The 12,139-nt window shown below is 64.6% G+C and carries 5 protein-coding genes and 1 tRNA gene; 5 read left to right on the top strand and 1 reads right to left on the bottom strand.

The window, feature by feature from the left end:
• The first annotated feature begins 38 nt into the window (after positions 1-38).
• The 5 genes from AC1DKQ_RS13325 to AC1DKQ_RS13305 all read left to right on the top strand — a co-directional run bounded on the left by AC1DKQ_RS13325 (position 39) and on the right by AC1DKQ_RS13305 (position 7,863).
• A tRNA-Leu gene (locus AC1DKQ_RS13325) sits at positions 39-120 on the top strand.
• A gap of 258 nt (positions 121-378) precedes the next feature.
• Entirely contained in the window at positions 379-1,053 is a 675-nt protein-coding gene (locus tag AC1DKQ_RS13320) for a fasciclin domain-containing protein (protein ID WP_476919230.1), read from the top strand.
• 252 nt (positions 1,054-1,305) lie between these two features.
• Complete coding sequence (locus AC1DKQ_RS13315; protein WP_476919256.1) at positions 1,306-2,961, top strand: ABC transporter substrate-binding protein; 1,656 nt, start codon at positions 1,306-1,308, stop codon at positions 2,959-2,961.
• Positions 2,962-3,039: 78 nt separating this feature from the next.
• The gene (locus AC1DKQ_RS13310) at positions 3,040-4,542 is read left to right on the top strand and encodes a malate:quinone oxidoreductase (protein WP_476919229.1); all 1,503 of its coding nucleotides are present in this window, start codon (positions 3,040-3,042) and stop codon (positions 4,540-4,542) included.
• A gap of 105 nt (positions 4,543-4,647) precedes the next feature.
• On the top strand, positions 4,648-7,863 hold the full coding sequence (locus tag AC1DKQ_RS13305; RefSeq protein WP_476919228.1) for an efflux RND transporter permease subunit: 3,216 nt from the start codon (positions 4,648-4,650) through the stop codon (positions 7,861-7,863).
• Here AC1DKQ_RS13305 and AC1DKQ_RS13300 read toward each other — a convergent pair.
• Positions 7,860-12,131, bottom strand: coding sequence for a Pls/PosA family non-ribosomal peptide synthetase (locus AC1DKQ_RS13300; protein WP_476919227.1), 4,272 nt, complete (start codon positions 12,129-12,131; stop codon positions 7,860-7,862). The two genes, AC1DKQ_RS13305 and AC1DKQ_RS13300, sit on opposite strands and share 4 nt — an antisense overlap.
• Positions 12,132-12,139: the final 8 nt, after the last annotated feature.

Here is a 12,139-nt window from a genome sequence, read left to right as displayed (position 1 = left end):
GCCGCCGGGGACTTACCCCGGGACGACGACGGCGCCGCGCGCGAGTGGTGGAATTGGCAGACACGCAGGATTTAGGTTCCTGTGCCTTCGGGCGTGGGGGTTCAAGTCCCCCCTTGCGCACAGAGAGAACCCCGGTCTTCGGACCGGGGTTCTCGTCGTTTCCAGCAGTTTTCAGCGTTTCTTAGCGGGCGTGAACCAGCAGTTTCCAGCGGTTTTAGATGGGTCAAAAAGAATTTCACATCTGCACCCATCCGTTTCCTCCGAGCAGCCGAATACCCATTGAGACACCAACCAAGGGTCGGTGCCCAACAGTCGGGAAAGGCCGCAGCGGCAATATTCGCCGCAGGCAACCATCGGCACAACAAAGGAGAAACCGAAATGCAGAACATCAAGCGCACCACGTTCGCCGTTGCAGGTATCGCAGCTGCCGCCATGCTCAGCCTCACTGCCTGCGGCGGATCCAGCACCACCGCCTCCTCGGCCCCCGCCTCCGCGGCGCCGTCGGAATCCAGCATGGCGCCGTCCCCGTCCATGAGCGCCTCCGCCGCGGCCATGGATCCGGCTGCTAACCTGGTCGGCTCCGGCTGCGCGGCCTACGCCGCCAAGGTTCCGAGCGGTGCCGGCTCCGTCTCGGGCATGGCACTTGACCCGGTAGCCACCGCGGCTTCCAACAACCCGATTCTGACCACCCTGACCGCCGCTGTTTCCGGCAAGCTCAACCCCAAGGTCAACCTGGTGGACACGCTCAACGGCAGCGAATTCACCGTCTTCGCCCCGACCGATGACGCCTTCAAGAAGATCGACCCGGCCACGATCGCGGCCCTGAAGACGGACGACGCCACGCTGAGCAAGATCCTGACTTACCACGTGGTCCCCGGCAAGATCACCCCGGACCAGATTGTCGGCACCCACAAGACGGTTCAGGGCGGTTCGGTCACGGTGACCGGCACCAAGGATGCCCTCAAGGTCGACGGCGCCAACGTTGTCTGCGGCGGCGTCCAGACCGCCAACGCCACTGTCTACATGGTCGACTCAGTCCTGATGCCCAAGTAGGCAGTCAAAGCCCTCCTGCCCCGGCTCCAGCCTGACTCCCTGGACCATTAGGAGAAGCGAAGGCCCGCACCACCAGGTGCGGGCCTTTGCTTTTTTGTGCTGCGGGAACCGTGGCTGTTGGCCGGCGACGGTGTGCCACAAAAGCTGTCGGCCCCGGCGGTCAACTAGACTGGGGCTGTTCCGCAGCCGGCGGACCTTCCAGTTCCCAGAGGTGATTCTCGAGTGCCCAGCAGTACAGTGCCCAGCAGGACAGTGCGGCGGATTGCCGCCAGCATCGGGGCCGCTCTTCTTGTGCTGCCGCTGGCGTCCTGCACGGGCAGCCTCGGCCCGGCACCCGGCTCTTCAACCGCCTCACCCACCTCCAGCGCGGCACCCACCGCGGTCTTCACCTTCGGCACCGGCTCGGAACCGCTGGGGCTCGATCCTGCCCTGGTCTCCGACGTCGAGTCCTACCGCGTCACCCGGCAGGTCCTGGAAGGCCTTGTGGGCGTGGACCAGACCACCGGCGAGCCCACGCCGCTGCTGGCCACCGAGTGGTCCCAGACCGATGACGGCCGGACCTACGAGTTCAAACTGCGCGAGAACGTCAAGTTCCAGGACGGGACGGCGTTTGATGCCGCCGCTGTCTGCACCAACTTCAACCGCTGGTTCAACTTTTCGCCGGCCCTCCGCAAGCAGGCCTCGGGCACCACATTCAAGGGTGTGTTCAAGGCCCACGCGGACCAGGCCCCGCTGTCCATCTACAAGGGATGCACAGCCGTGGCGCCGGACAACGTGCGGATCGGCCTCACCCAGCCCTTCACGGGATTTCTCCAGGCCCTCACCCTCCCGGCCTTTGCGATCTCTTCGCCCAAGGCCCTCGCCGCCGAGCACGCGGACGTCCTGAACCAGAGCCGGGGAGGGCAGGCGATGTCCGCCTACGGCCTCCACCCGGTGGGCACCGGACCGTACGTTTTCGGCTCCTGGGACTCGGACAGAGTCACCCTGGCCAGCAACAAGGACTATTGGGGCGACAAGGGTCAGATCGGGACCATCAAGTTCGTGACCTACGATCAGCCGCAGACCCGGATGCAGGCACTCCTCGAAGGCAAGATCGACGCCTACGACGCGGTCACGGTCGGAAACTTCGATCAGCTGGTCAAGAGCGGTAAGCAGATCATCCAGCGGGACCCCTTCTCCGTGATGTACCTGGGCATGAACCAGGAAGTTCCCATCCTGCAAAACCTCAAGGTGCGCCAGGCGATCGAGATGGGTCTGGACAAGGACACGCTGATCCGCAGGTTCTTCATCGACAACACAGCCCAGGCGTCCCAGTTCGTTCCGCCCAAGCTCAGCGGCTTCAACAACAACGCCGCTGCGCTCGGCTACAACCCGGGCAAGGCCAAGGAACTCCTCGCCGAGGCCGGCTACAAGGGTGAGGTGCTGAAGTTCTATTACCCGCTCAACGTCACGCGGCCTTACCTGCCGACGCCGGAGAAGGTGTACGCCGAAATCAGCCGTCAACTGACCGCCATCGGGCTCAACATCAAGCCCGTGCCCGTGGACTGGGCGGACGGCTATCTGCAGAAGGTCACCTCCCCGGGCGACCACGCCCTGCACCTGCTGGGCTGGAACGGCTCCTATTCAGACCCCGACAATTTCGTGGGCCCGCTCTTTGGCGCGAACACCGGCGAATTCGGCTACCAGGACCCCCAGGTCTTCTCCAAGATCGCCCGGGCCCGGGGCCTGCCGGACGGCACGGACCGCACTGCGCAGTACCAGACCATCAATGCGCAGATCGCGGCCACGGTGCCCGCGGTGCCCATTGCCTTCCCGATCTCGGCACTGGCGCTCTCGGACCGGGTCCTGAAGTACCCGGCGTCGCCGGTGCTTAATGAAGTTTTCACAAAGGTCGAGCTAAAGCCTTGACGCACGGGGCCAATTTCAGTTAGTGGGCGGTGCGGGATATTCTGTGACAGCCAGAGCCGCTGCTATCGGAGACTGATTGTGACTTTCATTTCCAAGACCCAACATGCCGACGTCGTCCTGATTGGCGGCGGCATCATGAGCGCCACTCTCGGTGCTTTCATCAAGCAGCTTGAGCCGAACTGGACCATCTCGCTCTTCGAGAAGCTCGACGAGCCGGGACTGGAAAGCTCCGGCCCGTGGAACAACGCCGGCACCGGACACGCGGCCCTGTGTGAGCTTAATTACTCCCCCGCAGCCAAAGACGGCTCGGTGGACCCCGGCAAGGCCCTGAACATCAACGAGCAGTTCCAGCTGTCCCGCCAGTTCTGGTCCCACCTCGTCTCGAATTCCCTGATCGGCTCCCCCAAGGGCTTCATCAACACCGTTCCGCACATGAGCTTCGTGATCGGCGAGGACCACGCCAAGTTCCTCCGCACCCGCTACGAGGCGCTCAAGCCGAACCCGCTGTTCCGGTCGATGGAGTACTCCGAGGACCACGCCCAGATCGCCAAGTGGGCCCCGTTGATCGTCAAGGGCCGCGACCCCAAACAGCGCGTCGCGGCAACCCGCGCAGCCGAGGGCACCGACGTCGATTTCGGCGCCCTGACCCGCGAGCTGACCACGTACCTGGGCAACAACGGCGTGGAGATCAACTACGGCCACAACGTCAGTGACATCAAGCGCGCCTCCGGCGGCGGCTGGGACCTGTCGCTCAAGCACCCGCAGTCCGGTGAGCACGGCTCCATCCACGCGAAATTCGTGTTCGTCGGCGCCGGCGGCGGCGCCCTGCACCTGCTGCAGGCTTCCGGCATTCCGGAGAGCAAGGGGTTTGGCGGCTTCCCCGTCTCCGGCCAGTTCTTCCGCTGCACCGACGAGGCCCTCGCGGCCCAGCACAGCGCGAAGGTCTACGGCCAGGCATCTGTCGGCGCCCCGCCCATGTCCGTGCCGCACCTGGATACGCGCTACGTCAACGGCAAGCGCTCCCTGCTGTTCGGCCCCTACGCCGGCTTCTCCACGAACTTCCTCAAGAACGGCTCCTACCTGGACCTGCCGCTGTCCATCCGCCCCTCCAACATCATCCCGATGCTGGCCGTGGCCAAGGACAACATGGACCTCACCGCCTACCTGATCAAGGAGGTCGCCAAACGCCACGGCGACAAGGTCGAGGCCCTGCGCGAGTACTACCCCGAGGCCCAGGACGGCGACTGGGAGCTCATCACCGCCGGCCAGCGGGTCCAGATCATCAAGAAGGACCCGAAGAGGGGCGGCGTGCTGCAGTTCGGCACCGAGGTCATTGCCGGACGTGACGGCACCATCGGTGCCCTGCTCGGCGCCTCCCCGGGCGCGTCCACGGCCGTGCCGATCATGATCGAGCTGCTCCAGAAGTCCTTCCCCAAGAACTTCAAGGGCTGGCAGTCCAAGCTCAAGGACATGATGCCCGGCTACGGTGTCAAGCTCAACGACAACCCTGAGCTCGCCGCGCGCCTGGAGGCCGAGACGGCCAAGACGCTGCAACTCGAGCAGGTCTCCGCCCGCAACTAAGCCGGGTGTCGGGCCCTGGCTGGTCTACACTGCTGGTTTGGGACCGCTGCAACTCCTTGACGTCCCCGTTGGCAGTACGTTCTCGATCCACCAGGAGACCATGAGATGTTCCGGCTCGCAAAGCTCTCGCTCGCCAACCGGGCCCTGATCGCGCTGATCACCGTGTTCGCGTCGGTATTCGGCGTGATCACGATGTCCTCGCTGAAGCAGGAGCTCATCCCGTCCATCGAGTTCCCGCAGATCACCGTCATCTCCTCGATGCCCGGCGCGTCGCCGGAGGTGGTCGACAAACAGATCAGCGCCCCGCTGGAAACGGCCCTCAACGGCGTCGAGGGCCTGGAGTCGACGTCGTCAACTTCGCGCAACGGCGTCTCCCAGATCACCCTGGCGTTCACGTACGGCACCAACCTGGACCGGGCCCGGAATCAGATCGACCGCGCAATCTCCAACGCCAAGCAGGCCCTGCCGAAGGTCGTCCAGCCGCAGGCGATCGCCGGGAGCATCAGCGACTTCCCGATCGTGTTCCTGGCCGTGTCCTCGGATAAACCGCTCAGCGAACTGAACGCCGACCTCGCCCGGCTCAGTGTCCCCCGGCTGCAGAAGCTCGACGGCGTCAGGGGCGCCGACGTCACCGGCGGCGCCACCAAGCACATCCAGATCCTGCCGCGGCCCCGGGACCTGGCGGCGTCGGGTGCGAGCATCCAGTCCATCAGTGAGGCGCTGAAGAACAACGGCGCGCTGGTTCCGGCCGGCACCATCGAGGAACAGGGCAAGACCCTCTCGCTGCAGATCGGCAGCCCTGTCGACTCCCTCGACGCCATCAAGGCCCTCCCCCTGGGCGCTGCCCGCGATGCGGCGACCATCGGCAGCGTGGCCGACGTCAGCTTGGTCGAGGACGCCCGCACGTCCATCACGCGGACGAACGGCAAGGAAACCCTTGCCCTGTCCGTGACCAAGAAACCCGAGGGCGACACTGTAGCGATCTCCCACGCGGTCAAGGACGCCATCCCGCAGCTCGAGGCAGAGCTTGGCTCCAACGCCAAGTTCACCCCGGTCTTCGACCAGGCACCGTTCATCGAGAAGTCGATCAAGGACCTCACCACCGAGGGCTTGCTGGGCCTTGGCTTCGCCGTCGCCGTGATCCTGGTGTTCCTCATGTCCGTGCGCTCCACCCTGGTCACTGCCGTGTCCATCCCGCTGTCACTGCTGATCACGTTCATCGGCCTCTCGGCCACCGGCTACTCGCTCAATATCCTGACTCTGGGCGCGCTCACCATCGCGATCGGCCGCGTGGTGGACGACTCGATCGTCGTCATCGAGAACATCAAGCGGCACCTGAGCTACGGCGAAACCAAGATCACGGCAATCCTGACCTCGATCCGCGAAGTGGCCGGCGCCATCACGGCCTCCACCCTGACCACTGTGGCCGTATTCCTGCCGATCGCCTTCGTGGGCGACCTGGCCGGCGAGCTGTTCCGGCCGTTCGCCCTGACTGTGACCATTGCCCTGCTCTCGTCGCTGCTGGTTTCGCTGACCATCGTGCCGGTGCTGGCGTACTGGTTCCTGCGCACGCCCGCCGACTCCGCTGCTGGTGCCCGTGCCGCTGGTTCTGGGGATGGTTCAGGCGCTGGGCCTGCCGCTGGCATTGCGGCAAAGGCGCATGAAGCCGAGCAGCGCACGCTCCTGCAGCGCGGCTACCTGCCCGTCCTCGCCGGTACCCAGCGGCACCCGGTCCTCACGCTGATCGCCGCGGCTCTGGTGCTCGGCGGAACCGTGGCGATGTCCCCGCTGCTCGCCACCGATCTGCTCGGCCGCTCCGGCGAGAACAGCATGACCGTCCGGCAGGCCATGCCGGCGGGCACCAGCCTGGCCGAGGCCAGCGCATCGGCGATCCGGGTTGAGAGTATCCTGCGCGGCATCGACGGGGTCAAGGACGTCCAGTCCACCACCGGCAACGCCCAGACCGGTTTCTCGGCCCTGCTCTCCAGCGGCGCATCGAATTCGACGTTTACGGTGGTGACGGACGAGAAGGCAAACCAGGGCAAGCTCCAGGACACTGTCCGCAGCGAGCTCGCCCAACTCGGCGACGCCGGCAAGATCACCGTCGGTTCCCAGCAGGGCGGCTTCGGGACGTCAGCGACCGTGGACATCACTCTCAAGGCGGCCTCGACCGCCGACCTCCGGACGGCCAGTGACGCGATGGTCAAGGCCATGGACGGGGTCCCGGGCAGCAGCGAGGTGGCCACCAACCTGGCCGCCAGCCAACCGGTGGTCCAGGTCAAGGTGGACCGGGCCAAGGCCGTCGCCGCCGGCCTGAACGAGGAGCGCGTGGCCGGGGTCCTGGCCGCCACGATCAGCCCGATTCCGGCGGGGACGATCCGCATCGACACCAACGACTTCCCGGTCCGGATCGGCGAAGGCACCCGCTTCACGAGTATCGCGGCGGTTGCGGCGATCCCGCTCCCGACGGCGGCCGGCACCGTGCCGCTGGGCAGCATCGCCTCCGTGGAACAGGTCGACGTGCCTGTCTCCATCACCGCCAGCAACGGCCAGCGCACCGCCCGGGTCTCGGTGACGCCGTCGGGTGCCAACCTCGGCGCGGTCAGCACCGAAGTGCAGAACCGCCTCAAATCAGTCCAGCTGCCACCCGGGGTCACCGCCACCATCGGAGGCGCCACCACCCAGCAGGCCGACTCGTTCCGGCAGTTGGGCCTCGCGCTGCTGGCCGCCGTCGCGATCGTCTACGTGATCATGGTGGCTGCGTTCAAATCCCTCATCCAGCCGCTGATCCTGCTGGTCTCCATCCCATTTGCGGCGACCGGAGCCATCGCCCTTCTCGTCGTGACCGGTGTGCCGCTGGGGCTGCCGTCGCTGATCGGCATGCTGATGCTGGTGGGCATCGTGGTGACTAACGCGATTGTGCTGATCGACCTCATCAACCAGTACCGCCAGCCCCGCAACGGGGAGCCCGGGATGGGCGTGGCGGACGCGATCACGCATGGCGCGCGCCAGCGCCTCCGCCCCATCCTCATGACGGCCCTGGCCACGGTGTTTGCCCTGACGCCGATGGCACTGGGCCTGACCGGCGGCGGCGGCTTCATCTCCCAGCCCCTGGCAATCGTGGTGATCGGCGGCCTGATCTCCTCAACCGCCCTCACGCTCATCCTGGTCCCCGTGCTGTACCGGCTCGTGGAAGGACGGCGTGAACGCAAGGCCCTGCAAAAGTCCCTGCCCCGCGGGCGTCATTCCGCGCCGGCCGTGGCCGAGGACTTCCCGGATGACTTCCCCGAAGACGCTGCCCTACCAACGGGTTCGCACTAGGAACCAGAACTCGGTGCCCCGGCCTTGTCCCGCGATGCCCGGTGCGTTCCGTGGGCACCATGGGTTCCGTGGGCTCCCTTGGGGAGTTTCGGCCGGCCACTGGCCGCCGCGGCTGCGTCCCTGTGACGGGGTCCGCTGGACGCCAGGGCCGCGATGGTTGCGGGCGCGGACGGGTTTACCTCGCGAGCCGGGTTCCCGGAATACGTAGCATTCTCCGGGACGTCTTCGCCCTTCATCAGAAGGGCGTCGGCACCGAGTGACGAACCGTCGCGCATAGTTATCCCGTAGTTGGCCCAGGAATCCACGCCCAGGGAGCAGCGGTTGCCGATCACGATGTAGTCGGACTTGAACGCGCCGTCTTCCATGGAATGGCCCTGGAGGGTTGTTCCTTCATTGAAGGCACAGTGATCACCAATCGTCACAAGTGTTTTCTCCGGCAGGTTGGCGCCTGCATCGTAGAGCCGCTTGCCAACTTTGACGCCCAACATTCTCCAGATCAAGGGCTTGAAGGGCGTTCCGTTGAAGGCCGGCATGGCCAGGAGCTTCCAGAGACGCTCGTGCCGCCAGAAGTAGGGGTCGTAGATAGAGCAGTATTGCGGCTTCAGGCGGCGGAAGCCCATGACCGAGCGCTCCACCAATGCGGTAAACAGCACCCGGAACACCAGCAGGACGAGCATCATGGCGGCAATCACCGGCACACCGACAAGGCTGAAGGCCGACACGGCAACGGCGCTGAGAAGCGTGGCGACGAAAAACAGGAACCAGCGCACCGCCAGGAACAGAACCATGCTCACGATGTTATGCCGGTTCTTTGCCGGGAGAGCCCGGTTCCTGGCGTCCTCCATCTTTTGTTCATCAAACTGGGCGTCACGCTGAACCGACCGCGGAATCTCGAAAGGAGGTGACCCCAGCAGCCCCACATCCCTCCGGATCGGGCCGTCAATCGGAATCATCACCTTGGTGGCCAGCAGACAGTTCTCCCCGACCCGGGATCCGATCGGAACCGAGATGGCGTTACCGAGAAAGTTGTGGCCGGCGAGGCGGACGGTCGAAAGCCGGAACGAGGTGCTGGAGAAATCGGCGTTCATCATGTTCAGGCCGTCCGCAACCATTGTTCCGGTCCCCACTGAGTTCAGGAACGGCGACTCGTGGGCCAGCGTGGGGCCGAAGTTTGACCCGGTTTGTTCCACCTTGCCAAGGTTGTACCCCAGCGCCTTTAGGTAGTGCACGATGTAGGAACTGTCGCCAAAGACGTCTTTGTACAGCCTGACGTTCGAAACGCGGGAGCTCAGCCGCTGGATGGTGAAGTGCACCCCGTACAGCGGATAAACCTTCTCCGGTTTGATGAAGCGCTTGAGTAAGCGCGGGACCGTGAAGACCGTGATCAGGCCGGTGATCAGTCCGACAACAAAGAGCACCAGTGAGGCGGCGAGTATGTCGATGAAGAAGCTCAGGGCGCCCAGCTGCAGGTGCCCCGTACTCAGATAGGACGGCAGGAGCGCCGCCAGCGCGAGGATGGCGGCCGGAGCCACCAGGACGAGCCGGTTGAATAACTGGAACAGGCTGAAAACGACTCTCCGGCGCGTGCTGCAGTTCATGGCGGGGACCCGCCGGTATTCGGTGGTGGTTCGCGCCGCAGGTGAACCGTGCCAGCTCTGCCCGTCAGGAACAGCCTGCGGTGTCTGCAGCGATGAGGCGTGGCCCAGCTGAGTGTCGTCCCCCATCGACGTGCCGATGTCCAGGGTGGTCTTCTCCGACACCAGGGCATTTTTGCCCAACGTCACCGGACCGGTGTCAATCATGCCCGAGCGTGCCCGGTAGCACTGGAACGAAGAGTTCTTGTGGATGACGGTATTCTCACCGATGGTGAGCAGGTCCGGGCACGCGGGCACTTTCCGGGAGAAGATCACCACGCCCTTGCCGATCTTGGCCCCCAGGAGCCTCAGGTAAAGCACGTAGAGCGGTGAGCCGACAAACAGCACGAGAGGGTTCGCGCGCGTAAGGGTCTTCGCAGCCCAGAACCGCAGGTAGGCCAGGCTCCATAGTCGAATGTGCCCCGGCTTCCACCGCCCCACCAGAATCCACTTGGCGAGGATCGGGGTCACGGAAAGGATCAGGAACATGGCGGCGCCAAAACCAATGGACCGCAACCACATGTCCAGCAGGTCGCTTCCCCCTGAGGTCCACTGGTAGCCGATAACCAGCAGCCAAGCGGCGTACATCATGTAACCGAGGAAAACCAGCAGTTGGATCGCACCACAAAGACCGTACTGGAAAGCGCTCACCGGGAGCATCGATGCCGGGGCTACAGCGTCGGCCTCAGGTACGGCCGCGCTGTGAACAGATTCGCTGTGCCTGGATTCGAGACACGCGGCAAGCTGCCGAACCGTCGGGTTCTCATAGATATCCTGCATCGCTGCTGCCGGCAGGGCGGTTTCTTTCCTGATGCGGGCACAATAGCGCGCCATCAACAACGAGTCCGCACCCAGGTCGTTGAAAAAATGGGCATCGGTGGAGACCTTGTCAAGACTCAGCACGGCGCCAAGCTGCGCTGCCAGGGCCTCTTCGGCGGCGGTCGTTGGGGCGGTATAGGTCCCGGCGGCCGCCTGGCTGATCCTGTGCTCTGGACGAGGCAACCGCTTCCGGTCCACCTTGTCACTTGCCATCATGGGAATGGCGTCCAGCTCTTCAAAATAGGCCGGGACCATGTACCCGGGGAGCCTGGTGCGCAGCATCCGGTGGAGGTCGTGGGCGTCAACGCCCGCAACGTCCTGGCGCAGCGTGTAATAGGCGGCCAGTTCCACGGTTCCTTGTTCCGGCTCATAGGTCTGAACGACTGCCTGCGCGATCCCCGGGAGCTGCAGGAGCACCGATTCGATTTCGCTCAGCTCGATGCGGTAGCCGCGTATTTTGACCTGGGTATCGATCCGGCCGAAGTATTCGAGTTGCCCGTCGTCGTTCACGCGTCCGAGATCCCCGGTGCGATAGATCCGGCCGGAGGGGTTGTTCTCGATTCCCAGGAAATCCGGGACAAACGCGCGGTCCGTCAGGTCCTGACGGTTTACGTACCCCCGCGCCAGGCCAACCCCTGCCAGGCCGATTTCCCCGGTTTCGCCGCGCGGCAAGACCCGGAGCTCAGCGGGATCCACAATAACCGCCGTGTACGTGGGCAGCGGCACACCTAGTGAGACGGGCAGGTCCGGGTCGAGGACCGACCACGTGGCGGTCACGGTTGCTTCGGTCGGGCCATAAACATTAAGGAAGCGACGGCCGGGGCGATGCCAGCGCATGACGAGGTCCTTGGGGCAAGCCTCCCCGGAGACCAGCAGGAACCGCAAATCGGGCAGATCTTCGTCAAGTGTCGCGAGCAGCGTGGGAACACAGCAAAGAGCTGTGATCCGTTTTTCCTGCAGGTACTCCGCGAGCTCGGCACCGAGCATGCTGGAACGTCCCGGCTTAGGCACCAGGGTGGCTCCAACCATCCAGGCCACCCAGATTTCCTCGACCGAAAAGTCAAAAGCGATCGTCATGCCTTGGTACACGCGGTCGGTGGACTGAATGCCGTAAATGTCGGAGGCCACCCGGACAAAATTGCAGATGCTTGCTTGGTCCACCGCCACGCCCTTCGGCCGGCCCGTCGAACCAGAGGTGTAGATGATGTAGGCCAGCTCATCCTTCGTCCCGCCAAGTTCCGCATCGTCTAGCCGGGCGGTGTCCTGAGCGTCAATCTGCGCCTGCACCTCGTCAACACTTACCGTCACAGCGGCCACTTCGGGCATCAGGTCCTTCAAATGTGACAGTGAGAGGATCATCGCCGCATTGGCGTCTTCCACAATGTACTGGAGACGGTCGGGCGGAAACCCCGGATCAAGGGGAACATAAGCCGCGTGGATCTTCAGCACGGCAAGCATCGCCACATAGGCCCGCCAGGGCTGGTCAAACAGCAGCGCGATGCGGTCACCGGGCCGGGCCCCGCACACCAGGAGATGGCGCGCCAGCTGGTTGGCCCGTTCGTCCAGTTCCGCGTAGGTCAGGACGATGTCCCCGGCATCCACGGCAACCTGGGCGGCCAGCCCCTGTTCCCGCAACCGGTCACAGCTGTCCTCAAAAAGTTGGTCCAACCGCTCGCCCCGGCGCCACCGCGCCGCGTGATCCAGCGCAGCCGACGTCAGGATGGTTCCCCCCGCCAAACCACCGATCACCGACATTTTTCCGCGCAACTCAGGGGGTTTGGTGAGGCTGTTGCCGATCCTCGCGGTCTTGCCCATCCTTTAGC

It is taken from the genome of Arthrobacter sp. 05L421, assembly GCF_056397785.1.
The sequence above is the reverse complement of the archived record's forward strand: the minus strand, read 5'-3'. Positions and strand labels throughout refer to the sequence as shown.

What these genes read in the sequence shown, in the direction of transcription:
- AC1DKQ_RS13320 (WP_476919230.1), top strand. Translation starts at nt 379, where the DNA reads ATGCAGAACATCAAGCGCACCACGTTCGCCGTTGCAGGTATCGCAGCT.
- AC1DKQ_RS13305 (WP_476919228.1), top strand. Translation starts at nt 4,648, where the DNA reads ATGTTCCGGCTCGCAAAGCTCTCGCTCGCCAACCGGGCCCTGATCGCG.
- AC1DKQ_RS13300 (WP_476919227.1), bottom strand. Translation starts at nt 12,131, where the DNA reads ATGGGCAAGACCGCGAGGATCGGCAACAGCCTCACCAAACCCCCTGAG.